We start from the raw sequence: 25,618 nt of genomic DNA on the forward strand, positions 1-25,618 counted from the left end.
GCAAGAAAACGAAGCGGGCCAGGCGATATCGCCTGGCCCGTAATTGTTTGAACGACTTCGGCGGTCCCCTTAGTAAGGGTAGTAGCCGTATCGGAACTTCACTTTCGAGTCGGCCCGTTTCCAGCTGTCTGCGCTGGCACGCGGTCCCACGTCACCGCCGCGAGACGGTTCGTAAGAGTAAGCGCGGTAGTTCCGGCGCTGTGCTGCTGTCTGTTGGGCCGTTCGTGGCCGCGCCTGGGTGGACGAGTTACCGCTCTGCTGGGCGGCACCCGCCTGCGAATAAACCGCCGCCACGGTTACGACCGCAACCGCCGAAAGAAGGGACAAACGCTTGAAAACGCTCATGAAACACCTCCGCCGTGTTGAGGGAATCTAGGCTAACTACGATGAATCTACGTTGCCAGGCGTAGATGGAGTCATTCACAAAGCGAGGCCGTGGGCTTGCCGCTCCCTCGGCTTTTGGGGCCTTTGATGGAGGGCACGCAGACTCATCAAGTTTTAATTCGGTTCTTTTTCCCTTAAGTATGAAGCGGCTTCGGGCCAATTGCCGGACCCGCCCATTAAGCCGGCTTTTCGATCGGCCGTTTTGTCGAAAGACGCACTCGCCAAAGTGACTTGAACCGATCGGATCGGGCAGGCCGGGCGTTGACCATTGGGTTCAGGTGGTACAAAATGCAAGTTCTTACTGGCTCCGGGAGATCGACGGTTTCTCCCCCATTTGGCGGAACAGATTGCCAAACCTATGCTCGCCAAGCGTGTCATTCCCTGCCTCGACGTTAATCAAGGCCGGGTCGTAAAAGGGACGCGTTTTCTCGATCTTCGCGACGCTGGTGATCCCGTGGAAGTCGCAGCCCGCTACGAGGCCGAGGGGGCCGACGAACTGGTATTCCTCGACATCACGGCCAGCCACGAAGGGCGTGCGATCATGCTCGATGTCGTGCGCCGCACGGCCGAGGTGGTTTTTATGCCCCTCTGCGTCGGCGGGGGAATTCGCACGCTGGACGACATTCGACAATTGCTCAATGCCGGCTGCGACAAGGTATCGATCAATTCCGCCGCGCCACGCGATCCCGACTTTGTCCGCCAGGCGGCCCGGCGTTTTGGCAGCCAATGCATCGTGGTGAATATCGATCCGAAACGAGTCCAGAAGGACGGCCGCGAGATCTTCGAAGTTCACGTCAACGGGGGACGGGTGGGAACAGGCCTGGAAGCGGTCCCCTGGGCGCGCGAGGTCGAGCGATTAGGGGCGGGCGAGATCGTCCTGACGAGCATGGACGCCGACGGGACTCAAAACGGCTACGACCTGCCCATTACGGCCGCCGTGAGCGAGGCGGTCACGATTCCGGTCGTGGCCAGCGGCGGAGCAGGCCGGCCTGAGCATCTGGCCGACGCCATCCAGTACGGAAAAGCGGACGCGGCGCTGGCAGCCAGCATCTTTCACTTCCGCCAGTATAGTATTCTGGAGACGAAGCGCGTCATGCAGGCGCGCGGCGTTCCTGTCCGGTTGGGTGCATAACACGGATCCGTGACAGACGGCAGGCAGAGAAAGCAATCGAGGCATGTATGGCTAGCGCGACCCAAACTAACGCAGATCGCTTCCTCGGCAAGCGCGAGGACTACGAGATCGACAAGCTTTTCCGCGCGCTGGTCAAACTGGTTGGCAGCGATTTGCATTTGAAAGCAGACCGTCCGCCGATCGTGCGCGTCAACGGCACGTTGCGCCCCATGAATCGTGGCCCGATCAACGACGAGGAGATGGTGCGCCTCTGCATGCCATTGTTGAACGAGCGCAATAGGCGCATCTTCGACGAAACGGGCGGCGCTGACTTTGCGCATACCGTCGACGTCGATGGCAAGCTGTGGCGATTCCGCGTCAACCTGCTCCAGCAACTGGGGCACGTCGGCATGGTCGCGCGGCGCGTGAACAACTTCGTGCCCGACTTCGAAGGGCTCTTTCTGCCGCCGATCATGGAGGATCTTTGCAAGTTCCACCAGGGCATGGTGCTGCTGGCGGGCGTGACGGGCTCGGGTAAAAGCACGACGATCGCCTCGATGTTGAACTGGATCAACCGGAACTATCGCAAGCATATTCTGACGCTTGAAGATCCGGTCGAGTTCGTATTCACCGAAGACAAGTGTTTGATCAACCAGCGCGAGATTGGCCTGGATGTCAAAGACTTCGGCATCGCCATGAAGCATGCTGTCCGCGAAGACCCGGACGTGATGCTGGTGGGTGAAATGCGCGATGAAGAAACGTTCATGACCGCGATCCATGCGGCCGAGACGGGGCACCTTGTGTTCGGTACGATTCACGCATCCAGTGCGCCGTCGACCATCGGACGTATTCTCGACTTGTTCCCGCAGAATATGCACGCCGCTTTGCGCAGCGCCATCGCGATGAACATGAAGGGGATCGTGGCGCAGAAGCTGTTGCCGTCGATCAAGCCGGGGGTGGGACGCGTGCCGACCGTCGAGATCATGACCTTTAATCCCACGATTCGCAAACTGCTGCTCGAGGGGCACGACGAGAAGCTCGCCGATGCTATCGTGATGTGCGAAAAGGAAGGTATGCAGGACTTCACGATGAGCCTCAAGGGATTGGTCGACCGCGACCTGATCGACCGGTCCACGGCGTTCGAAGTAGCGCCGAACGTTGATGCGCTGCGCATGGCGCTTAAGGGTATTAGCGTCCGAGCGCCTGGGATTCTCTAATGCACCGCTTGTTCATTTCGGCTTTGGCGGTGCTGTTGATATCGCTCCACGCTGGTACCGCGGGGGCGCAGGAATTCGGCACGTTCCCAGGTTATCCCGGGCTTGATCCGCAATCGATCACCAAGTTCCCGGTCGGCCCCGGAAACTATCTGAGCTGGATCAAGATCCTGATCTGCTGGGTGATCTTCCTGCTGTGGGTCCGTTCCCTCGATTGGATGAATCGGGACGCCACGGAACTCAAGCTGGAATACAAACGCTGGAACATGCTGGCGTTCTTTTCGTTCGTGCCGGCGTTCATCCTGTTGTGGGTGATCCCTTGGTTCTGGCTGGCCATGCCGCTGATGCTGGCCGCCTGGCTGGGGCCTTTTATTTCCTACGTCGTGCATCGCAACGGCAAAGTCTCGATGGACGAGACCGTATTAACGGCCGGACATATCCGTTTCTGGCTTTCCGAGAACTTGAAGGTCGTCGGCATCAAGATGGCCGCCGAATCCAGCCGGCGCGGCAAGGGGCCGCCCGTCGAGCTGAAAGCGCAAGGCAAGGACGAGCGTACGAATACCGCGAATTTGCTGCTGGCGCGGCAAAGCCCGGGCTTTCATCTGACCCAAGCCTTGATCGCCGAGGCGGTCGGCAAACGGGTCGACGCCGTGCTGATGGACTTCACGCAAACGGCAGTCGGCATGCGTTACCAGATCGACGGCGTCTGGCACGATACCGAGGCGCGTGATCGCGATTCCGGCGACGCGATCCTGGCCGTGATCAAGACGATTGCCGGCCTCGATGCGAAGCAACGCGTCAAACGGCAGGAAGGGACCTTCGGCGCCGAGCATCAAAAGGTTAAATACACCGGCCGCGTAGTCAGCCAGGGAACGAAGACCGGCGAGCGCACCTTGCTGCAATTGCAAGGTCGCAAACATAAGCTGGAACGGCTGCCGGACCTGGACATGCGTCCGAAGCTGATCGAGGACCTGAAGGGTATACTGTCGCAGTCGCAGGGAATGATCGTTGTCTCGACGCCGCCTGCTGGTGGACTGTCAACTTTGCTGCCCGCCGTGGTCAGCGAGATGGATCGGTTCGTGCGTGGCTTTGTAGGGGTCGAATCGTCGGCGATCAAAGAGTTTTACGTCGAAAACGTCACCATGACTTACTTCGACCCTGCGGCGGGGCAAAATCCGGCCACGGTCCTCCCCAAGCTGATTCGCGAGCATCCCGACGTTTTCATCGTGCCGGACATGGTGGATGCCGACAGCGCCACCATCTTGTGCGAGCAGGTCGAGGGTGAAAACCGCACGGTGGTAACCAGTATCCGGGCCAAAGAGGCATCCGAATCTCTGTTGCAAGTGATGCGATTGAAAGTGCCTGCCGCGAAATTTGCGACGTCCGTGACATGCGCGGTCAACCAACGCCTGATCCGTAAGCTGTGCCCCAAATGCAAAGAGGCATACGCTCCGACGGCGCAATTGCTGGAGCAGCTCGGAATCCCGGCCGGGCGCGTCGAGGCGTTGTACCGCACGCCCCAGCAGCCCGAGGAAGTTTGCACGGATTGCCAAGGGATCGGTTACATCGGACGAACGGGCATTTTCGAGTTATTGGTCGTCGATGACAACGTGCGGCAAGCATTAACGACGAATCCTCAATTGGCGGCGGTGCGGCAGGCAGCGCGGCGCGCCGGTATGCGGACTTTGCAGGAGGAGGGAATCGTGTTGGTGGCCAAGGGTGTTACCTCGCTGCAAGAACTAATGCGCGTGCTTAAGGAGTAACCCGCCATGGAAATGATACTTCCCGGCGTCTTTGCGCTGATCGTGATCGTGGCCCTTGCAGTCCTTGGTAATGAAGGGATATGGGGCAACGCGATCACGCTCTTCAACGTCGTTACGGCCGCGTTGCTGGCGACGAATTTTTGGGAGCCCGCTGTCACCAAGTTGTTGGAGTGGCAACCGAACGGGGTCTATCTTTTCGACTATCCGACTCTGTGGATCTTGTTTGCGATCTTTTATCTGACCTTGCGGACGGTTACGGACACGATATCGCGCGTGCGCGTGCGATTTCCTCCGCTGTTGGACAAGATCGGAAGTTACTTCTTCGCGGCCTGGATTGGCTGGGTGCTTGTATGCTTCACCGCCATGACAATGCATACGGCGCCTTTGTCGAAGAATTTCCTGTTCGGCGGTTTCAAGCCCGAGGAGCGAATGTTCTTTGGACTGGCGCCGGACCGTCAGTGGCTCGGATTCATGCAAAAGATGTCCCTGGGAAGCTTTTCTCGCAGCGCCCCGGCGGGCGATCCCGAGGCGCACGTTTTCGATAAGAATGGCGAATTCATGGTCAAGTACGCCGCCCGGCGGACGATCATGGAGAAGGGCGTGCAGGTCTGGGTCTCGAAGCGAAAATGACCGACCGTAAGGCGGTGCCAGGCGTTCCGCGCTTGACGATCGCACGCTTAGCCAGCTACCGTCAATGGTAGAGTCCATTCACGAAACTGCGTCGCAGCACCACGTGGCCGAAATGCAAGGCATCGAGCAGGATTCCCTGACGCGCGATCATCGCGAAGCCGAACTCCACGAGTATCAGGCCGTGAGCGCCGGCGCGCTGTTCGGCCTGTTTCTGGCCCTCATTTCTGCGGCAGCGTTTGCGCATCCCGTGTTATGGTTTTTGCCGGTTGTCGCGGCGCTGGCGAATCTCTTGGCGCTGGCCAGAATCGCGTCGCAGGCTCCCCGACTCCTGGGACGTCCGGTAGCGCTTTTCGGGTTGGTACTGTCACTTATTCTGGGTGCAGCGGCGCCCAGCTATTATGCGGCGTCAGGCTATCGCACCCGTCACGAAGCCCAGTTTGTCGTTCGTCAGTGGCTGGACGACGTGCGGCATCACAGGCTCGAGGCGGCTGCCGAACTGATGGTAGAGCCTTTCAAACGGCTTCCGGCCGGTGAGGATCCGGTCACGAATTACCGTGACGAACCGCGTGCCATGAGGGCGTTGCGCGAGCTTTCCGAGCGGCCACTGGTCGTGGCTATCGAGGCCATCGGCGCAGAGAGCCAGGTGCGCTACTTGGACACGGTTTTTCACCATACCACGCCGTTCAAGGAGCGGATTTCGTCTTTGTGGGCGGTGACCTACAAAGAAGACGGCAAGTTGAAATCGATTTTGGTCCGCGCCTCCCTCGAGCGCGATAAAAAAGGCCCCACGGGCCGCAACTTTTGGTGGCTTACCAAAGTCGATCTTGTCACGAACCCGCCCGCTTGGTTGAAGCCGTAGTCGGTCGGGATTAGTCCGCGACTACCTCTCGCAGGTGTTTGGGGCTGTTGGCCGAAATTCGATTGGGCTAGAATCTCTCCCCTGCACCGGTTGCCCGCCAAATCGCGAACATCGAGCGTGTCGCAAGACTCGTTGCTGAGGGGAACCGAGTTGCCGGTAGCCACCGTCGTTTGACGCCAAAGTCGTATCAAGGTTCGTTCGAGTCGAGGACAATGCCCATGCAGCGCGTATACAACTTTTCGCCCGGCCCCGCCGTTCTCCCGCTGAGCGTGCTTGAAGAGGTGCAGCGCGACATGCTCGCCCTGCCGGGATTGGGCGTTTCCGTGCTCGAGATTGGCCATCGGACGAAGTGGTTCGAAGGCGTGCTGGACACGACGATCGTCAATCTGCGGAAGTTGCTGTCGCTGCCGGATAATTTTCAGGTCGTCTTCTTGCAGGGGGGATCGCGCCTGCAGTTCTCGATGATTCCCATGAACCTGCTGAGTGCCGGCAAGGCGGCCGATTACGTCGTTACGGGCACCTGGGGCCAGACTGCCGAAAAGGAAGCACGCCGCGAAGGAGAGGTGCGGATCGCCTATAACGCCAAGGAAACCAATTTCGATCGGCTCCCCAAGGCCAGCGATCTGAAATTGAATCCCGACGCCGCTTTCGTTCACATTACGTCCAACGAGACAATTCAGGGTGTGCAGTTTCTCGACGAGCCATCGGTGGGACGTGTGCCACTGGTGTGCGATGCTTCGAGCGATTTTCTCTGCCGGCCGCTGCCGATGGAGCGTTATGGTTTGCTCTACGCGTGTGCGCAGAAGAATGCCGGGCCTGCGGGCGTCACGATCGCGATTCTGCGGGATGACGTGCTGGCCAGTTGCACCGAGAATGTGCCGACGATGCTTAGCTTCCGGCAGCTCGTCGAGCAGAACTCCCTGTTGAACACGCCGCCGGTGTTTGCCATTTACGTTGTGATGCTCGTCACGCGCTGGCTGCTGGACGAGATCGGCGGACTGGACAAAATGCGGGCCTTGAACGAGCGAAAGGCAAAGTTGCTTTACGACGTCATCGACGAGAGCGCCGGCTTCTATCAAGGGCACGCACAGCCGGACTGTCGATCGCTGATGAACGTCACCTACCGACTGCCCGATGAAACGACCGAGTCAGCCTTCCTGAAACAGGCCGAAGCGAAGGGACTGCACTATCTGAAGGGACATCGTTCGGTCGGCGGCATTCGGGCAAGCATCTACAACGCCATGCCCCTGCCGGGCGTTGAGCTGTTGGCGCAGTTTATGCGCGAATTCCGCAAGCAGCACTAATCCGCGATGCTCGGAAAACGTGGGCCTATTGGCGGACGGATCGCTGCTTTGCCGGTAATCCGCATTCAACGCTGCGGCGGTTCGCTGGCCAGGATTACGAGCGCTTCGCGCACGCGGGCGATTTGCTCGGCGTCGACCTTCAGGTAGCGATGCTTGCCGGTGGCCGCGGGAGCAAATTGCGTCACATTCTTCTCATCGACAGTGATCGTGCCCGGCTCGGAAATCGCGAAATACCCACGATCCGCACGCACTGCGTACAGGACGCTCGTCAGGTCCCAAGTCTCGCGGTCGTACGGCATTTTCTGATAAAGCACGTACGCCTCGGGCAGCGGATGATGCGGCACATAGGCGAAATCTCGCTCGATGCTCACGGCCGGATATTTGATCGCCAGGCCGATTTCAAAGCCGCTGGCTACGATGTCAGTCGGCCAATTCGCGTACACCTGCCGAGCCGCGGGAACGTCGATGAAGACGTTGTACTCAGGCCCCGGCTTAGGGCCGAAGTTTCCGGCCATGATCGACAATAACCGGCATTTCTTGGCGACGAGGTCTTTGCCCGACAACGGGGAGTTTTTATCAGGCGGCGATTCGAGCAATCGGGCGATGTTGGTCGAGAAGCCGACCACGACCATGACGACCGAACCGTCCGCTTCGGCGGCGAGCGCTTGTCGCAGCACGGCAACCGCCTCGGGCGCATCGGCCCCGCTTTGCAGATCATGCGGAAAGCGAATCTTGGGCCCGTCGCGAGCCTCGACGGGGCCACGTAGGTATTTGCCTTCTTCGGGAGTTTTGCCACCACGCACGACACCAATGGGAATGTCCCCCCGGCCATAGAATGTGTTGACCAGGTCGATGTAGGGGGCGCACAAGGGATGGTCCTTGCTGATCGTTACGGCCACTAAACGGCATTCGCCACGATTGGCCAAAGCGTGAATCACCCCCAGCGCCAGTGCGTCATCGATGTCGTTACCGATGTCGGTATCGAAAATGATCGGTACCGGAGGAGATTTCCCAGCCTTCGCTTCACCTTCGGCGGCCGTCAACGTGCCGGTCAACAACAGCGCCGCGCAAAATCCGACGAGACCGATTTTCATTACGTTTTTTCCTTCGAGAGCAATCCGTTCACGACCAGGGCGACCAGTAGGACCAATCCCATGAGCAGCGGTCGCGCTAGGTCGTTGATCCAGACGACTTGATTCAGACCGACTTTTAACACGCTGAAGGTCAGCACGCCGATCACGGTGCGCCCCATTCCGCCCGAGCCACCGAACAGGCTGGTTCCACCCAGCACAACGCAGGCCACGGCGCTCAGCAGCAGGTCGGCATTTTGATCCAGACTGACGCTGTTGAGCCGTCCGGCGTTAACCAATCCGCCCAATCCGGCGGTCACAGCCGAGATAGCCAGGCATGCGATGACGATCCGCCCGGTGCGCACTCCCGCCAGCCGCGCAGCTTCGCGATTGCCACCGGTCATGTAAACGTATCGGCCGAAACGGGTATGCCGCAGAACGACGTGGCCAATCAGAAAAACCGCCGCGGCCAACAAGGCGCTATAAGGGAGCTCGAATCGGTCGGTGAGCTCGATGCCCCGATTGCCGATCGTTTTCAAGATCGGCGGCACCGCCAGTTTCTCGCTTTTGGTTAGCCACCGCGACATGCCGTCGGCGATATTCATCATGGCTAGCGAAATGATGAAGCTGGGAAGCCTGGACCAAACGGTGAGCATGCCCGAGGCGAGCCCCAGCAGCAAGCTCGTTAAAAGTGGCACAGCAATCACGAGCGCCACGATGCCGGCGGAAACCTCCGCAGCCCCTGAGTGGCCCGCGGCAAACGGCCGCTCATACAGCCAACCACACAGGCAAGCCGTCCACAGGGCGACCATCCCGACGGCCAAATCGATTTCGGCACAGAGTAGAACGTACGTCAGCCCCACCGAGACGATGGCCAGCACCGAACCCTGTTTGAATATTTGCACCAGCGTCGCTGGCTTGAGAAATGTACCGGCGGGTGTCGCCAGCGCGAAAAACAGTATGAGCACCGCCAGGCTTGCCATGGGGGCGATCGCCTGCGGCTCGATCCGACGGAGCAGCCGGGCAATTACGGAATTGGGTTGTTCAGGAGAATTCGTCATGCGTGCCTTGGACCGGCCTGGCCTCGCCCGGATACAGTGAACTTGGTTCGCGATTCTTTCGACGTAAGTCCTAAGCCCAACGCAATAGAGATTCTTTGTCGACACTTACGCCGCACAGTTCCTTTGAGATTCGACCACGGCTCATGACCAGAATCCGATCAGCGTGGGCCAGGACGATTTCCGGCTCGGTGGACGCCAACACGACAGCGGCGCCGGCGTGCTTTTGCTCGGCCACGAGCTGCATGATCTCTTCTTTTGCACCCACGTCCATGCCGCGCGTCGGTTCGTCGAGCAAGAGAACGCTGAGTGGGCCTAGCAGCCACTTCGCGAGCACGACTTTTTGCTGATTACCCCCGGAGAGGTTGCGCGCTCGCAACCCGGGAGCATTGGGGCGGCAACCCACGCGATTCAGTATGCGGCTAGCAATTTCCAGTTCGCGCGACTGGGTCAGCCAGTTGCCAGCCAGCCGCTTGAGGTGCGCAAGCGTGACGTTTTTATAGATCTCGGCATCCTGCACCAGCGTTTGGCCGCGGTCCGATGCGACGAAGACGACCCCCTGCTGGATCGCGTCGTGGACGTCTCCGGGCTGTAACGTGCGGCCATCGACCGCGATGCGCCCACTGCTCGGGCGCATCGCGCCGGCCAGGCAGTGAATCAATTCCTGGTGTCCCGATCCGACGAAACCATACAGCCCCAAACATTCGCCCGGCGGGACGGAAAGGCTCGTCTCGGTAAACGACCCCGATAAGACGAGTGATTCGGCGATAAGCCTCGGCGATGAGGTTGACGCTGGCGGTAACTCGGTAGCCGACTCATAACCGATTTCGCGGGCATCCAAGCGGTGCCCCAGCATCTTTTGAATCACAAAATGCTTTTCCAGGTCGCGGCTAGCGCGCGTCTCGACGACCTGGCCCGAGCGTAGGATGGTCACGCGATCACAGATCTCGAGCACGTCTTCGATGAAATGGCTGATGAAGACGAGCGCCACGCCCCGTTGGCGGAGCTTTTTCAACAGCGCGAATAGACGGCGGGTCTCGGGCGGACTTAGGGCGCTCGTCGGCTCGTCCAGAATCAGCACTCGCGCGCCGCTATGGAGTCCGCGTGCGATTTCGACCATCTGCCGAATCACCAACGGGCAACTCCCCAGTCGGCGATCGACATCGACGTCGATCTCGAGCTCGGCTAGTTGCTCGGCCGCCTGCCGACGCATGGCTCGCCAATCGATCCGGCCGAACCGCGTGGTAGGCTGCCGGCCGAGGAACAGGTTCTCGGCAATCGATAATTGATCGATGCCGGAAAGCTCCTGGTAAACCATCGCGATGCCGTTTCGCAGTGCCGCTTGCGGGCTGGAGAGATCAACCCCCCTGCCCTGCAGCTTGACCGAGCCCTGATGGTCGGGGAGCGCGCCGGCCAGGATTTTCATCAAGGTGCTTTTGCCGGCGCCGTTGCTGCCGACCAGCCCATGCACTTCGCCGGTGCGGAGCGTAAAGTCCACTCCGGCAAGCGCCGCCTCTCCGCCGAAACGTTTGGAAATGCCGCGGCACTCCAGCAGCAACTCTTCGGCGGGTAACGTCGTTGCATCGCTCACGGCGTTCTACTCGGACCAAACTCTGCTCAAACTAAGCGCTGCTCTGACAAGACGCACCTTAGACTAGATGCTCTTTAAACAAGACAACTTTTTAGACGAGGCAATGTCGCGGATCGGCCAGATATAGCATGGCGTCCAGATTGCCGCTATCGCGCGATACGAGCGGACCAGGTGTAATGATTTCTAGCGGCACGTTATCAACCGATTCCTTGTTGCGGGCAATAAACTGCCCCAACGCCAGGGCAGTCATGTGGATCAGGCAGACGGGGTTCACCGTGGTTGCCGCTAGTTTCCCGTCGCGGATCGCGGCCAGCCCCTCTTTCTGACCGTCCACCGCTGTCACAATCATCTGCGCGTGCGGTGTTCCTTCGAGCGCTGGCAAGCAGGCCAGCGCCATGTCGTCACTGTGAAAGAACGCTCCGGCGATCGGCTCGCGGCTTTGGTCGAGCAACGTCTCGAACGTGTCGCGAGCCGTCTGCTTTTCCCAATCGCACCAGCGGACGCCCCCGCCCAAGACTTCCACGTCGGGATAGTCGGCCAGCGCCTTCTCGAATCCCTCGCGCCGTCCTCGCGCGCCCGAATGCGCGCTCAGCCCGCCGATATGAATTACTTTGCCGCGGCCGTTGATCTTTTGCATCAAGTAGCGGGTGCTACTTTCACCCATGAATACCTGGTTGGGCGTGACCTGGCACCAAACGCCGACGTCGCGCATCCGCTCCGGTTCGACTAGCATCGTATCCATGGAAAGGACGGGCACGCCGCGCTTCTTTAATTGCCGCACCGGTTCTTCCAGCGAGTCGATCTGTACGGCCTGAAAGCAGCAAAAGTCCCAATCGCCATCGACCATGAGGTCGAGCTTGTTGCGCTGCTTTTGCGGGTCGAACTCGCCGTCGAACCAGACGACTTCGACCCCGAGTAGATTTCCCCATAACTCGGCGGTTTCTTTGCCTAACTTGCACCAGGTACTTTGCAGGCCAGCATTACCCATCGCGGCGCGCAGACGCTTTCGGTCTCCCGTTTCGGCCGTGCTCGATGGCGCGCAACCCGCCACGAGTGCCGTTAAGCCTGCGCCGGCCGCGGCAGTTGCCTGCAAGAAGCCCCGTCGGGACGCGGTCGATGAATCTATAGAACTCACGCGGTGTCTCCCAGAAGCCGCCTCAGATAGAAGGGGTCTCGCACGAAGGGCGCGGATTTTCAGACGCATGTTCGCCACTCGCGCCTGGCAACCCCGCGGTTTCCCGCCCGCGAAGACCATCCCGCCAAGACCCGTTCGCCCTCAGAATCGTCACTCTAAACGCGGAAATGCATGCGGGCAAGTCGCGGAATTAGCTCCCGGTCGGCCGCATTTTTGCAGATCAACGAATCTGTTGACGAATCGTTGGCTGCGCCGCTTGCCGCGCGGCGGTCGCTCGCCTAGCCTAAACGCGTCCTTTGTAGCGCCATTCGCGCCGCGCCCGTTCGCCTCATTCTTCGAGTTCCGCCTGGAATTGTTCGCTATGACTAAGTTGCTTGGGTTTTTCGTTCTACCACTCGCCTGCCTAATGCACATCGCGACGGTGATTGCGACCGCAGCGGACCTGCCCAAATCTGCCGAGCCGGTAAAGCTGTTCGAAGTGCCGCATTATTGCGAAGGGGTGGTGTTCGACCAGGCGGGACAGGGTTACGTCAGCGAAGGGGACACGATCGTTCAGTTCTCGCTCGATGGTTCGCACCGCAACTGGGCCGTCACCGGGGCGCCCAATGGCCACAAGGTGCTGGCCGACGGCACGCACTTGGTCTGCGATGCCAGTCGACACGCCGTGCTACGTCTGGCGGCGGACGGAAAATTGCTCGATCCCGCATCGACCGAATGCGACGGCGCGCCCCTGCGCGGGCCGAATGATCTGACGCTCGACACGCCGAACGGGAGTTTCTATTTCACGGATCCAAGCGAGTCGAGTCTCGAAAAGCCGATAGGTACCGTCCATTATGTGGACGCAAAGGGGAAGACGCACCTGTGCGACAGTGGGTTGGCGTTTCCCAACGGCATCGCCCTGACGGCCGACGGTAAGCATCTGTACTTAGGCGAAAGCCAGAGGAACCGCGTTCATGTTTATGACGTCGAAGCGCCGGGTCGGCTCGTAAACCGCCGCGTGCTAGCCGACCTGCCGAAGAAGGATGAAGCCAAGGGGCAAATCGACAATCAACCGGACGGCATGTGCCTGGATGCGGCCGGCAATCTGTACGTCGCACACTATGGCATGCGCGAGGTGCAGGTCCTGAGCCCTGAGGGGAAGCTAGTCGCACGCTATCCAGGTGGTAACTTGACCACAAGTAACGTGGCCTTTGGCGGACCAAACATGGACCAGCTATTCGTTACCGGCGGCCTGGCTGCCGAAGCCGGAGGCGGTGGGTTGTTCCGGCTTGACCTGGGCGTAAAGGGGCTGGTGATTTTGCCCCCAAAGAAGCCGTAGTCCCGCGCGAAGAAAATTCGCAGCGAACGTTACGCGGCGTGCAACTGTGAAGCTGCCGCAGACGTTTGACGATAGGCTTCGCACAGGTGCGCGCCGATTTCCAGCGCCAGCAAATCGGCACGGTTCATCACATGACGAGCGCTACGATTACCGAGCCCCCGCAGCAGGTTTTCCAGCGCATTCAGGTGCAACTCAAGCGTTTGAGCGGGCGAGACGCCAGCCGCCGCGAGTATTTGAGCCAGCGCGAGCATTTCGACCGAAAGATTGCCCGACCCCATCATGACGTAGGTGCGAAGCAATTCCCGATAGTGCGTTTCCAATTGCGCTGGCAGCGGAGTGCGCGAAACGCCTTCTTCGCGTGCCTCACCGGTTGCGTTTCGCGCGTATCCCTGTGCTGTCGCGGCTAATGCATCCAACTCTCTGATCAGGCCGCGCTGCTCGCTGAGAAGTTGCCCGGCGTCGCCTTGCTCGATTTCCAGTCGGTGCTGATCGGCTTGGGCGAGGCGTCGATTCTCGCGCAATAGGTAGTGTCGTTCGATCGCCCGGGCGACGACCCATAGCAAGGTGCGTGTCGTCGTACTCTGTACAGAGACGTACGCGTCGGCATTGGCTTCCAGGCAGAGGGCCGTCATTTCGGACTCGTCCTGGCTGCCGAGCACGATCAGCGGCTCGTCACAGCCGGCGGTATGCATGGCCTCGGCCAGGGCGAGCGCATCGAGTTGGCCCGGCTGATGCCCTACTAAGACGGCGTCATAATGATCGTCCCGTAACCGGCTGAGGCCTGCCGCGAAGCCGATTGCCTCTTCGAGCACAACTTCCGACGCGCTGTCGGCTGCCAGAGCCTCGGCCAGCCAACCCCCGGTGCGCTCGTACGTCGTGACATACAAAACGCGCATCCGCGGCGGCAACGCCCCGGGGCGCGGTACAAATGACTTCGGCGAGCCTTTGAGAGCAGGACGCACGCGAGGTATCCTGTTAACGGTACTTGTTTCGCATCAGCGGGCGAGAGACAACTAGCACGCCGACGCTGGGCACTACAATGACCAGGCACGACTGCTAGCGGCCGGGACTCTAGCGGTGTTGGCAAAACGCGTCAATCTCAGCCAGCGGACATCGTCGCAACCGATAAAATATTGCGACGAATACCGGGGCTGTAGCAATTCTCTAACGCATTTCCAGGAACATTTCTTATTCGGCTGGCGGACTTGACCGCCGGTGTGAGGCGACGAGCACGAACGTGAAAATTGCATATCTAGACTGCATGAGTGGTATCAGCGGTGACATGACCCTGGGCGCGCTGGTGGACGCCGGTGTCGAGTTGGCTGCGCTCAACGAAGCCGTCGAATCGTTGGGAATCGCCGGCTGTCGCCTAGTGGCCAGCGAAGTAAAAAAGAACGGCTTTCGCGCCACGCAGATCACGGTCGAGCATCAGCCTGAGCATGCCCATCGCCACCTGCACCATATCACGGACATGATCGACGCCAGCCGTTTGAGCGACCGGCAAAAGGAACTGGCGAAGCGCATCTTTACCCGGCTAGGCGAAGCCGAGGCCAAGGTCCACGGCACGACGATTCGTAAAGTTCACTTCCACGAAGTCGGCGCGGTCGACTCGATTGCCGACATCGTGGGCGCGGCGGTGGCGTGGGATCTGCTGGGAGTTGATCGAATTTACGCCTCGCCTGTTCCGACAGGGCGCGGTTCCATTGAGATTGCCCACGGTCGCGTCAGTGTCCCGGCACCAGCTACCGCGGAGTTGCTGCAAGGAATTCCGCTGGCCGAATCGAACGTCGCCTGCGAGCTGACGACTCCCACCGGTGCCGCGATTCTTTCCACACTGGTCGACACCTTCGGACCATTGCCGGCCATGACCATCAACCGCGTGGGCTATGGCGCGGGGCAGCGCGATCTGGCCGAGCAAGCAAACTTGCTCAGACTGTTTGTCGGCGAATCGGTTGACGCGGTGAGTAGCGATCAGATCTGGGTCCTCGAAACAAATCTCGACGATACGACGGGCGAGGTGATCGGCTATTGCACGACCAAACTGTGGGAGGCCGGCGCCCTGGACGTTTATTCGACTTCGATCCAGATGAAGAAGAATCGGCCGGGAGTGTTGCTGTCTGTGCTTTGCCCGTCGGAAAAGATCGAGAAGATCGAACGGATTCTGTTTCGCGAGACAGGCACGTTGGGCGTCCGTCGCTGGCCGGTGAGTCGCCACAAGCTGGAACGGCGGCAGCACCTGGTCGAAACCGAGTGGGGACCGATCGAGGGCAAGCTCGGTTGGATCGAAGGTCAGGCCCCCAGTTTTTCGCCCGAGTTCGAGGCGTGTCAGCGCGTCGCCGCCGAAAAAGGAGTGCCTCTGAAAGCCGTCTACGACGCCGCGCAGAAGGCGTATGAAACGTCGGCAAGTAAATAATTTCGCTTCTGCATTCGCAAACCTGGTCGAGGATACGCACGATGCGCCCGATCTCGAACGCATTGTCGACGGATCTGTACCAGTTGACGATGCTGCAGTGCTACCACCGCGCCGAGATGCGCGATGTGGCGGTCTTTGACTTGTTCGTGCGCCGGTTGCCGCGCGATCGCAACTTTTTGATCGCGGCCGGTTTGGAGCAGGCGCTCGAACTGCTGGAATCACTTCGGTTTGCTCCGGACGAGTTGCAGTGGCTCGCCGAGTGCAGACATTTTCGTGCCGATTTCGTCGAACACTTGTCGCAGTGGCGCTTCACGGGCGACGTCGACGCTATGGCGGAAGGAACTGTGTACTTCGCGGACGAGCCTGTCATACGCGTCACGGCGCCTCTGGATCAAGCGCAGCTCGTCGAATCGCGGCTGCTTAATCTCGTTCACTTTCAATGCATGGTCGCGTCGAAGGCCGTCCGCTCGGTACTGATTGCGCGTGGCCGTCCGCTGGTCGATTTTGGATTTCGCCGTGCGCATGGGGCGGAAGCCGGATTGCTGGCCGCGCGAGCGGCCTATCTCGTGGGCTTCGCCGGAACGGCAACCGTGGCGGCGGGGCGCGATTTCGCAATCCCGCTATTCGGGACGATGGCCCATTCACTTGTGGAGGCTATCGGCGGTGATACGGCGGCGCTGCTGAGTTTTGCCCGTGCATGCTCCGACAGTGTTACTTACCTTCTGGATACCTACGACACGGAGGAAGCGGCGCGAACGTGCGTTCGGCTTGCACCGCAGTTGGCCAGCGAGGGGATTCCATTGCGCAGCGTGCGTATCGACAGCGGTGATCTGGCCGCCCACGCCCGGGCAGTGCGACGAATCCTGGACGACGGAGGTCTGACCGAGGTAACGATTCTGGCCAGCGGCGGGCTGGACGAATACAGAATCAAAGAACTGCTGGCGGCCGATGCACCGATCGACGCCTTTGGCGTCGGCACGGCGATGGATGTTTCGGCTGACGCTCCGTACCTAGATTATGTCTACAAGCTGGCGGAGTACGCCGGTCGTCCGACGCGCAAACTGGCCGAAGGCAAAGCCACCTGGCCGGGGCGTAAGCAGGTTTATCGAACGGTCGACGTTCAGGGAACGTTCAGCGGCGACTTGATCACGGTTGAATCTGATGCGAACGCGGGCTTACCGCTGTTGAAGCCCGTTATGCGCGGAGGAAAGCGGATTCAGCCGCCCGAATCTCTGTTGCAAATTCGGGAGAGAGTGAAATCGCAAATCGACGCGCTTCCAGCACACTTGCGGGCGATTGAACCGGCTGAGCCCTTTCCGGTTGAGATTTCTCCCTCACTACGCACACTGGCGGTCCGGGCGGATGAACTCGTAGCGGAAATGGGTAAGCATTCATCTTAATGGCAAGGCATCCGGCGCAACTTGACGAGCCCGCCGGTGGCATGCTTTTCAGAGATCTGGATTGCACGTAGGATTCAGTTAGGTTTGGCCCTTGTTGGCCCCGGACGAGATGCGCCGTACCCGGTTAGGACAAGACGACGCCCTTTACAGGGAGCATGTCGTCATGGCCTGGGGACTTCTTTTCATCGCTGGATTGCTCGAAGCTGGTTGGGCCATCGGCCTGAAATATACCGACGGATTCACGCGTTTCTGGCCGAGCGTCTTCACGATCACGGGCATCGCGATCAGCATGTCGCTGTTGGCCATCGCGGCGCGCGACTTGCCCATCGGCACCGCGTATGCCGTGTGGGTGGGGATTGGCGCTGGGGGCGCCGCGGTGCTGGGGATATGGCTCTTGGGCGAACCAGCCGGCCTGCCGCGCATTTTCTTTTTGACGCTGTTGATCGTGGCGGTCATCGGATTGAAGTTCACGGCGCACTAACCATGCGCACTGCGCGGACTTTACGTACACACGACGATCCAGCCCCCGGCTCTCAGTCGGCCGAGCAGCCAGGGCAAACGCAGCGCATGTCGGCGTTCGACCGACAAGGGAACGACCTTCTCGACGGTAAAGCCGGCGGCGGCGAGATCGCTCAACAGTTCACTGCGTGTGAAAACATGCAGGAACATGTTTGGCACGCCGTGATAAGCGAAATACTTGTCCCCCGCTTCGATGTCGCGACGCCAGACGCCGCGCAACAAACTCTTTAACAACCAGTTGCGGCTTTGAGGAAGGAACAGGTTGTACCAGCGGTTATGCGCATGTACGACGAAGCATCCACTTCGCTTCAGGATGCGGCGCACGTGCCGAAGAAACTGCAGCCGATTCTCGCGCCCGCGGATCATGCCCACGGTGCTGTACATCGAAATGCAGTAGTCGGCCACATGCCCTTGCAAACAGTCGAGCTCAACGAGATTAGCCAGTACGCAATCGACCGGTAGGTTTTCCGCGGCGCTTTGCCGATGTAGTTCCACGAGCGCGGGCCGGGACAGATCGACGGCCAGGCAACGCAATCCGCGGCGAGCAAGCGGTAGCGCCAGGCGGCCAGACCCGGCGCCCAGATCGACAACCAGCCCCGGTGGACTCAGGAATTCGTCGAGAATTTGTTCGTCCAGTTCACGAGCGGCACCGCGCGAGAATTGTTCGTCGTAAGCGGCCGAAACATCCGCGATCTGCGCATGCTCGAGCAGGGCGCGTGTAACCCCACGGGGTAGTTGCCAGTCAGGACGAGTCGCACGGTTTGCCAATCGAGGATGCTCGCTTGCGAACGACAGAGTTAGAGCTTGATGCGGCGCAGACGCAGGGCGTTGGTGATAACCGAGACGGAGCTAAAGCTCATTGCCGCGGCCGCGATCATCGGACTCAGCAACAGCCCGAAAAAGGGATACAACACGCCGGCGGCGATCGGTACGCCAATGCCGTTATAGACGAACGCAAAGAACAGATTCTCGCGAATGTTTCGCATCGTGGCATGGCTAAGACGCCTGGCCCGAACGATGCCTCGCAGGTCTCCTTTGATGAGCGTGACGCCCGCACTTTGGATCGCGACGTCGGTTCCCGTTCCCATGGCGATGCCCACGTCAGCTTGCGCGAGTGCCGGGGCATCATTGACTCCGTCGCCGGCCATGGCCACAACGCGGCCTTCGCTTTGCAGTTTGCGAATCAAGGCATTCTTCTGTTCCGGGCGAACCTCGGCTTCAACTTCCTGCAAATTCAGCTGGCGCGCAATCGCTTCGGCCGTGGCACGACTGTCACCAGTCAGCATCACCAGGCGCAATCCCGCCTCGCGCAGGATGGCGATCGCCTCCCGGGCTGAATCCTTGATCGGGTCGGCCACGCCGATCAAACCCGCCGGACGACCATCGACGGCCAAGAACATAACTGTCTGAGCTTGACGGCGCAACTCGTCGGCGCGCCCGGTAAGCGACTGGATCTCAACTTTTGCGTTTTGCAGTAGGCCGGCGTTTCCGAATAGCAACCGATGGCCGTCGATCGTGCCGCACACCCCCTGCCCTGTCGTGGATTGGAAGTCCATCGCGGCGGTCAACGGCAGTCCGCGTTCGCGCGCGGCGGCCACAATGGCGGTGGCCAGAGGATGCTCGCTGGCCATTTCCAATCCAGCGGCCAACCGCAACACGTCGTTCTCGGCGAATCCTGTTGCCACTTCGACGCTGACCACGCGCGGCTTTCCTTCGGTCAGCGTTCCTGTCTTGTCGACGACCAGCGTATCGACCTTTTCCAGTCTTTCGAGCGCTTCAGCATTGCGGATCAAGACGCCTGCCGTCGCGCCGCGGCCGGTACCGACCATGATGGACATAGGCGTGGCCAATCCCAAAGCGCAAGGACAGGCAATAATCAATACCGCCACGGCATTGACCAAGGCGTAGACCAGCCGCGGCTCGGGGCCCCACAGGCTCCAAACGGCAAATGTGGCGACCGCGGTTAGCATCACGGCCGGCACAAAATAACCGGCCACAACATCGGCAAGCAATTGGATGGGGGCTCGGCTGCGCTGCGCCTCGCTGACCATTTGCACGATTTGCGCCAGCAGCGTGTCACGACCGACTCGTTCGGTCTGCATGACGAACGATCCGGTGCCGTTGACCGTGCCTCCGGTGACTCGGTCGCCTGGTTGCTTGGCGGCAGGCACGGGCTCGCCAGTTATCATCGACTCGTCGATGTAGCTCGATCCCTCGACGACGCTGCCGTCGACCGGCACTTTTTCGCCGGGCCGGACGCGCAATCGATCGCCGAACTGAACGTCGTCGAGCGGGATGTCTCGTTCACCACCGTCGTCGATCTTTCTGGCCGTCCGCGGCGCCAGGCCGAGCAAGCTGCGAATGGCGCTCGACGTCTGGCTGCGGGCACGCAGTTCCAGCACCTGGCCGACCAGGACGAGCGTGACAATCACGGCCGCGGATTCGAAATAGGTGGGAACCTCGCCTAAATGCCCGCGAAACGATTTGGGGAAAATTCCCGGCGCGAGGGTGGCCACGATACTTTCCAGATAAGCGGTACCGACGCCCAGCGCGATCAGAGTGAACATGTTGAACTGGCGCGTCAGTAGCGAATTCCAACCGCGCACGAAGAACGGCCACGCCCCCCACAGAACCACGGGCGACGTCAGCAACAGTTGCAGCCAGGCCGACACCTGCGGAGCGAGCCAATGCGAGAGCGGCAAGCCAGGCACCATCTCGGCCATCGCGATCACGAAAACCGGCACGGTCAGGACGGCGCAAACCCACAGCCGGTGCCGCATATCGTCGAGTTCTGTCGTGTCCTCTTCGGCATCCGTCGCATCGAGCGGTTCGAGCGCCATCCCGCAAATCGGGCACGAACCGGGGCCGATCTTGCGCACTTCCGGATGCATTGGGCAGGTGTATGTCTTGTCCTGGTTCGGCCGAGCCTCGACAGAGTGTGCGTGTTCGGGAACCTTCAAGCCGAAAGAAGTCATTACGTGCGCGTCGGCAGCATGGTGAACTTGCCCGAGATATTTCTGGGGATCGGCCTGGAACTTCTTCACGCAGCTGGCCGAGCAAAAATAGAAAGCTTCCCCCTCATGCACAGTTTTGTGCGGGGTCTTGGTCAGGTCGACCGTCATGCCACAGACGACGTCTCGCACTCGGACCTCTGCCGGAGTGAGCACCGGCAGTAAGCTGCCCGCCCCTGGCTCAGGTCCGGCGCCCTGAGGCGTGACGTTGTGCTCGTGCCCTTGGTGACTGCCGTGATTTGTGGTTTGCCGTTCATTCATTTTCGATGCCTGGATTGCTGCGCCGAGTCACGGCCTCATTTGCCAGATTTAGCGTACGGTCATCTGGTACTGCATAAGGATACGGAAAGTGGGCAAGCAGGCGCAGGCGGTGCGGCACCGTTTTATCGGAAAACAGGCTAATAAACGTACGATGCCTAAGCTGGACGATTCGGCAATTCCTGCCAGAATACGGCAATACCCGAATATTCCGCCGCTATTTTCATTTCCTGACAATTTGCGAGCGACCGATGGATGCCGAAGTTATTTCGATCGGTGACGAACTGACCAGCGGCCAACGGCTCGATACGAACAGCCAATGGCTGAGCGAGCGGTTGGGAGAGATCGGCATTCGGGTCGTCTATCATACGACCGTGGCTGACGATTTGGCCGCCAACGTCAACGTGTTTCGCGCGGCCGCCGAGCGGGCGGACGTCGTCGTGGCCTCGGGAGGCTTAGGGCCAACAGCGGACGATCTGACGCGCGAGGTGCTGGCCCAACTCGCTGGCACGGAACTCGTACGGCACGAGCATATCGTCGAGCACATTCGTGGTTTATTCGCGCGGTTTGGGCGCGACATGCCCGAGCAGAACAAGGCGCAGGCGATGTTTCCCGTCGGCAGCCGGATCATACCGAATCCGACCGGCACGGCCCCTGGTATCGCGCTGGATGTTCCCCGCGCTGGCCGCGAACCTTGCCGACTGTTTGCGCTGCCCGGCGTTCCCTCGGAAATGTTTCGCATGTGGGAGGAGACGGTTCGGCCGGAGCTGGTGCGAATCAGCGGGGCGCCGCAGGTGATTCGTCACCGCCGCATCAAATGCTTTGGCCTCAGCGAAAGCGAGCTCGAAGGACGACTCCCTGACTTGATTCGGCGTGGCCGGGTGCCCAGCGTCGGTATTACGGTCAGCGCCGCCACGATTACGCTGCGGATCACGACCCTGGGCGCAAGCGACGAAGCTTGCCGAGCGGCGGCCGAGCCGACGGTGCGCATGATTTACGATTGCCTGGGGAACGTCGTCTTCGGCGAAGAGGAAGACGAGATGGAAAACGCCGTGGTTCGGTTGCTCGGCCAGCGCGGCCTTTCACTGGCCACCGCGGAATGGGGAACCGGGGGCTTGGTGGCAGACCGCTTGCACGAGGCAGCCAAAGGGGACGCCGGCAACTTCTTGGGTGGCCTGGTGGTGCCAAATCAGCCGGCACTAGTGAAACTGCTCAATGTCGCCCCGGAGCTGGTCGTCCAGCATACGCCCGTCAGTGGCGAAGTGGTCGAGGCAATGGCCCGTGGCTGCCGGGAAAAAGTCGGCGCGGATCTAGGGCTGGCCGTGAGTCAATTTCCGGACCTCGTGGCACGGGGGACGACGCCGCAGCGACTGTTTGTCTCGTTGGCGACGGCCACCGGGGTTACGACCCGCTCGGTGCCCCATTTCGGCACGCCCGACATTTTAAAATCACGGGCGGCCAAGCAGGCCCTGAATCTGGTCCGGCTGACGTTGCTGGACATGGCGTAAGCGTCGACCACGCTTGCGCTTCATCCGCTTCGCTCTGCGACGTTGTCCTCGCGCGCTAGCGGTCCGGAGCAACGCCGCGGAAGGATTCTCGCCAAGAATCTGCAAGATTCTCGGTTGCGCGCGACATCTGTGTTTTAGCGAGGCGCAGGCTGACCGCGCGCCAGTGATAAAGCGAGCCGGCACCAGACTGGGGGGCTTTGTCATTCATTACGAGATTCGCGGACGAGCAGATTCATGACGGCTACGAAAATCGCAATCACGAATTGGACACGGCCGTATGCCGGTCGAACGTGGAGCGATTAAGCGCCTGGGCCCATCAATGCCGGAAGGACTCGGTTGTGCGGGGAACTGATGTAAAGCATGGTCCGACTTTGTCTACTGCCGCCAGGCCCCCGGCCGGCGACGGTCACGCTAACGTTGGGTCATTCGCTACTCAAAGTGCGAATCGCCACGCTGTCGACGAGCAGTTGTTGGCGGACATCGTGACGGGGGACCGTTCGGCGTACGCCGCCTTCTACGATCGCCATGCGCCGCGAATTCTGGGGGTGTTGATCCGGGCCCTGCGACATCGAGCGGATGCCGAGGATGTTCTGCAGGAGACTTTTCACCAGGTTTGGCGGTCGGCCGCGCAGTATTCGCCGCTACGGTCCTCGCCCGAGGTGTGGCTGATGCTGCTGGCGCGATCTCGACTGCTCGATTTTGTCCGCCGCCGCCGACCGGACGCAAACGGAGCGCTCGTGTACACCGAGGCCCAGACGACCGACCCGCTCGCGGAGTTGGTGCGGCTCGAGTCGGCGCAGCGAGTCCGCCTGGCACTGGAACGGCTGCCCGAAGAGCAGCGATCGGTCATTGCTCTCTCGTATTTTCGCGGGCTCACGCACCAGCAAATCGCCGAGCAGCAGGCGATTCCCCTCGGCACGGCGAAAACGAGGATCCTGTTGGGAATTCGGGCTCTGCGCAAGTCGCTGCACGTGTTCAGGGACGGGGCCTAGGCAGCGTTCGAGGATTTGATTCGGGCAGCAATCCGCCTCGGTTTTGCCGATTCTGTCCGGCACGCGCGCCAAACTCTTTGAGTTCTCTCGCAGGCACGAATATGATGACCAAACTGTAATCTTCGGGGCACATCCGCGCGCTAGACCGGCTCGTACCTTACAAACGGCGCCAGATGGGCTCTCGTGCAAAGTCATGGGCGAGCGCTTCGGGCCACGAGAACGGGGCGCTTGCGCGGAGGACGCGGGGATGGCTTGCTGCGAGGAATCGATTGTCCGCGGGCTGCGGGCCCGACGGTCGCGGCGCGCGTTCACACTCGTCGAATTGCTGGTCATCCTGGCGATCATCGGCATTGTTGTTTCCCTATTGCTGCCGGCTGTGCAGGCGGCGCGATCCGCGGCGCGCCGAACGAAATGCGCGAACAACTTGAAGCAAATCGGCTTGGCCCTGGTCAGCTACCATGACGCGTACGCCACGCTTCCGCCCGGGTATTTGACGAATATCTCGGCGGCCGGTGTCGAGACAGGGCCTGGCTGGGGCTGGTGCTCGATGATCCTGCCGCAACTCGAGCAGACAGCGCTTTGGAGCACGCTCGACATGTCCGTGGGAATCGAGAATTCCGCGACCACCGCAGCCACATCGTGCAAAACCAACATTCCCACATTGCTTTGCCCCGCGAACGAGATTCTCTACCCGGCCTGGCCGGCCGAAGTGCGCGACGCAAACGGCAATCCCACGCGCCTGATCTGCAAGGTGTCGTTCGCGCCCTACATGGGCATGATGGGGCCAAGCGATGCCAGTCCAGTTGGGGCGGGAATCTTTTATCGCAATAGCCGGACGCGATTTGCCGACATTACCGACGGAAGCTCACAAACGATCGCCGTCGGCGAGCGTGCCTATTTGCTCGGCGAAGGGACGTGGGTCGGAGCCGTGACTGGCGCTTCGCTCTTTCCTGACCCAAGCGAGGGGGAGATTTCGCTCCCTCATTTGAAGCCGAGTTCCGGCATGGTGCTTGGCTATACAGGATCAGGGGGGCCAGGAAGTCCGAACAGTGAAATTAACGAGTATTACAGCCTGCACGGTGCCGGCGTGAATTTTCTCTATGCGGATGGCCACGTCGAGTTTCTGCCCACCTCGCTCGACAGCCAGGTGTACCAGGCCCTGGCGACGCGCGCCGGCGCCGAACCGGTCAGCGCGCCGGGCCGATAAGCCCAATGAGCCGACGGGCGGCAAAATTGACCGGTTCGGAGAATTGCTGCAATAAATCCCCTCTGGCGAGACATCTGTGTATGGCAACCAGCACAATTGGCCTGCCGGAAGGGAAATCCAGGCTCCGTGTACAGCGGGGCTGCGGTGCGTAGCCGTTCTTGACGTGGCGAGCCCTCCAGCCCAGGTCGCCGCGGGCGGGCGGCTACGCACCTATTTTTGTTCCGGCCGATGATGCGGCCATTACCAGCGAAATTGAGTCGGACCGTTGCGACTTGTTTGAGGCGCAGATCGTATGGCGCAGGCGATTGCCAGTGCTTAATGAGGAATCGTTCGCGGCGCATTTGACGGGGTCGTATCAACGACTCTGGCTGATCGCCGCAGCAATTACAGGTGACCGGACCGAAGCCGACGACATCGTGCAAGAAGCGGCCTTGGTAGCGTTGCGCAAACTCGACGAATTCGTCGCCGGCACAAACTTCGCGGCCTGGATGTCGCAAATCGTGCGCTTAACGGCGCTGAACCATGCCCGAAAAACCAACCGCCAAAGCACCCTTCCGACCGATCCCGTTGCACTCGATCGCGTGGGGACACGTCTGACCACCAATACCACCACAACGAATGCCACGGTCGGCACGGATGGACGACTCGCGCAGCTGCAGATGGATTTCGACGACGAAGTGATCGCTGCCCTGCAAGGAGTCAGCGACATGGGGAGGGCATGCCTGTTGTTGCGGATTATTCAACAACTGTCGTATGCCGAAATCGCCGTCACGCTGCAGATTCCTCCAGGCACGGCCATGAGCCACGTACACCGCGCTCGCGAGCAAGTTCGCGAGCGTTTGAAAAGCCGCAAGAGTAACCCTTCGCCCTCCG

Annotated in this window: 22 protein-coding genes and 1 riboswitch; of the genes, 14 read left to right on the forward strand and 8 right to left on the reverse strand. The window is 60.5% G+C overall.

Annotated features, from left to right (window positions below):
• Positions 1 to 69: 69 nt before the first annotated feature.
• Positions 70 to 345: a hypothetical protein gene (locus tag VGN12_00805; GenBank protein ID HEY4307964.1), complete on the reverse strand. Its 276-nt coding sequence runs from the start codon at positions 343 to 345 to the stop codon at positions 70 to 72.
• Between the two features lie 397 nt (positions 346 to 742).
• On the opposite strand from VGN12_00805, the gene hisF reads away from it, so the two are divergent.
• From hisF to serC, 6 genes are all read left to right on the forward strand, one after another.
• On the forward strand, positions 743 to 1,516 hold the full coding sequence (gene hisF, locus VGN12_00810; protein ID HEY4307965.1) for an imidazole glycerol phosphate synthase subunit HisF: 774 nt from the start codon (positions 743 to 745) through the stop codon (positions 1,514 to 1,516).
• Positions 1,517 to 1,563: 47 nt separating this feature from the next.
• Entirely contained in the window at positions 1,564 to 2,712 is a 1,149-nt protein-coding gene (locus VGN12_00815) for a PilT/PilU family type 4a pilus ATPase (GenBank protein ID HEY4307966.1), read from the forward strand.
• Positions 2,712 to 4,472, forward strand: coding sequence for an ATPase, T2SS/T4P/T4SS family (locus VGN12_00820; GenBank protein ID HEY4307967.1), 1,761 nt, complete (start codon positions 2,712 to 2,714; stop codon positions 4,470 to 4,472). Before VGN12_00815 ends, VGN12_00820 begins: the two co-directional genes overlap by 1 nt.
• Before the next feature lie 6 nt (positions 4,473 to 4,478).
• Complete coding sequence (locus tag VGN12_00825; GenBank protein HEY4307968.1) at positions 4,479 to 5,102, forward strand: hypothetical protein; 624 nt, start codon at positions 4,479 to 4,481, stop codon at positions 5,100 to 5,102.
• Between the two features lie 64 nt (positions 5,103 to 5,166).
• The gene (locus tag VGN12_00830) at positions 5,167 to 5,961 is read left to right on the forward strand and encodes a hypothetical protein (GenBank protein HEY4307969.1); all 795 of its coding nucleotides are present in this window, start codon (positions 5,167 to 5,169) and stop codon (positions 5,959 to 5,961) included.
• 218 nt (positions 5,962 to 6,179) lie between these two features.
• Positions 6,180 to 7,265: a 3-phosphoserine/phosphohydroxythreonine transaminase gene (serC, locus tag VGN12_00835; GenBank protein ID HEY4307970.1), complete on the forward strand. Its 1,086-nt coding sequence runs from the start codon at positions 6,180 to 6,182 to the stop codon at positions 7,263 to 7,265.
• A 65-nt stretch (positions 7,266 to 7,330) separates the two neighbouring features.
• Here serC and VGN12_00840 read toward each other — a convergent pair whose 3' ends face one another.
• The 4 genes from VGN12_00840 to VGN12_00855 form a co-directional block, all read right to left on the reverse strand.
• Positions 7,331 to 8,359 carry a nucleoside hydrolase gene (locus VGN12_00840; GenBank protein ID HEY4307971.1) on the reverse strand — a complete coding sequence of 343 codons (1,029 nt, stop codon included), beginning with the start codon at positions 8,357 to 8,359 and terminating at the stop codon, positions 7,331 to 7,333.
• A complete protein-coding gene (locus tag VGN12_00845) occupies positions 8,359 to 9,396 on the reverse strand; it encodes an ABC transporter permease (GenBank protein ID HEY4307972.1) in 1,038 nt (345 codons plus the stop codon). Before VGN12_00845 ends, VGN12_00840 begins: the two co-directional genes overlap by 1 nt.
• 70 nt (positions 9,397 to 9,466) lie before the next feature.
• Positions 9,467 to 10,984 (reverse strand): sugar ABC transporter ATP-binding protein, encoded by a 1,518-nt coding sequence (locus VGN12_00850; protein HEY4307973.1) that lies wholly within the window; start codon positions 10,982 to 10,984, stop codon positions 9,467 to 9,469.
• A 91-nt stretch (positions 10,985 to 11,075) separates the two neighbouring features.
• Positions 11,076 to 12,119, reverse strand: a complete 1,044-nt coding sequence (locus VGN12_00855; protein HEY4307974.1) for a sugar ABC transporter substrate-binding protein — start codon at positions 12,117 to 12,119, stop codon at positions 11,076 to 11,078.
• Between the two features lie 361 nt (positions 12,120 to 12,480).
• Between VGN12_00855 and VGN12_00860 the strand changes: the two genes are divergently transcribed.
• Positions 12,481 to 13,437, forward strand: a complete 957-nt coding sequence (locus VGN12_00860; protein HEY4307975.1) for an SMP-30/gluconolactonase/LRE family protein — start codon at positions 12,481 to 12,483, stop codon at positions 13,435 to 13,437.
• A gap of 29 nt (positions 13,438 to 13,466) precedes the next feature.
• On the opposite strand, the gene VGN12_00865 is transcribed toward VGN12_00860, so the two are convergent.
• On the reverse strand, positions 13,467 to 14,399 hold the full coding sequence (locus tag VGN12_00865; protein HEY4307976.1) for a hypothetical protein: 933 nt from the start codon (positions 14,397 to 14,399) through the stop codon (positions 13,467 to 13,469).
• A 275-nt stretch (positions 14,400 to 14,674) separates the two neighbouring features.
• Between VGN12_00865 and larC the strand changes: the two genes are divergently transcribed.
• The 3 genes from larC to sugE all read left to right on the forward strand — a co-directional run bounded on the left by larC (position 14,675) and on the right by sugE (position 17,731).
• Positions 14,675 to 15,850, forward strand: coding sequence for a nickel pincer cofactor biosynthesis protein LarC (gene larC / locus VGN12_00870; GenBank protein HEY4307977.1), 1,176 nt, complete (start codon positions 14,675 to 14,677; stop codon positions 15,848 to 15,850).
• Between the two features lie 41 nt (positions 15,851 to 15,891).
• Positions 15,892 to 17,250 (forward strand): nicotinate phosphoribosyltransferase, encoded by a 1,359-nt coding sequence (locus VGN12_00875; GenBank protein ID HEY4307978.1) that lies wholly within the window; start codon positions 15,892 to 15,894, stop codon positions 17,248 to 17,250.
• Between the two features lie 81 nt (positions 17,251 to 17,331).
• Positions 17,332 to 17,394, forward strand: a riboswitch (guanidine-III (ykkC-III) riboswitch).
• Positions 17,395 to 17,413: 19 nt separating this feature from the next.
• Positions 17,414 to 17,731 carry a quaternary ammonium compound efflux SMR transporter SugE gene (gene sugE / locus VGN12_00880; GenBank protein HEY4307979.1) on the forward strand — a complete coding sequence of 106 codons (318 nt, stop codon included), beginning with the start codon at positions 17,414 to 17,416 and terminating at the stop codon, positions 17,729 to 17,731.
• A 20-nt stretch (positions 17,732 to 17,751) separates the two neighbouring features.
• On the opposite strand, the gene VGN12_00885 is transcribed toward sugE, so the two are convergent.
• A complete protein-coding gene (locus VGN12_00885; protein ID HEY4307980.1) occupies positions 17,752 to 18,537 on the reverse strand; it encodes a class I SAM-dependent methyltransferase in 786 nt (261 codons plus the stop codon).
• Positions 18,538 to 18,566: 29 nt separating this feature from the next.
• Complete coding sequence (locus VGN12_00890) at positions 18,567 to 21,041, reverse strand: heavy metal translocating P-type ATPase (GenBank protein HEY4307981.1); 2,475 nt, start codon at positions 21,039 to 21,041, stop codon at positions 18,567 to 18,569.
• A 248-nt stretch (positions 21,042 to 21,289) separates the two neighbouring features.
• Between VGN12_00890 and VGN12_00895 the strand changes: the two genes are divergently transcribed.
• From VGN12_00895 to VGN12_00910, 4 genes are all read left to right on the forward strand, one after another.
• The gene (locus VGN12_00895; GenBank protein HEY4307982.1) at positions 21,290 to 22,546 is read left to right on the forward strand and encodes a CinA family nicotinamide mononucleotide deamidase-related protein; all 1,257 of its coding nucleotides are present in this window, start codon (positions 21,290 to 21,292) and stop codon (positions 22,544 to 22,546) included.
• A gap of 470 nt (positions 22,547 to 23,016) precedes the next feature.
• A complete protein-coding gene (locus VGN12_00900; GenBank protein HEY4307983.1) occupies positions 23,017 to 23,538 on the forward strand; it encodes a sigma-70 family RNA polymerase sigma factor in 522 nt (173 codons plus the stop codon).
• Positions 23,539 to 23,785: 247 nt separating this feature from the next.
• Positions 23,786 to 24,745: a DUF1559 domain-containing protein gene (locus VGN12_00905; GenBank protein HEY4307984.1), complete on the forward strand. Its 960-nt coding sequence runs from the start codon at positions 23,786 to 23,788 to the stop codon at positions 24,743 to 24,745.
• Positions 24,746 to 25,056: 311 nt separating this feature from the next.
• Positions 25,057 to 25,618, forward strand: a 562-nt coding sequence (locus VGN12_00910; protein HEY4307985.1) for an RNA polymerase sigma factor, incomplete at its 3' end; no start/stop codon positions are given.

The organism is Pirellulales bacterium (assembly GCA_036499395.1).
GTDB lineage: Bacteria > Planctomycetota > Planctomycetia > Pirellulales > JACPPG01 > JACPPG01.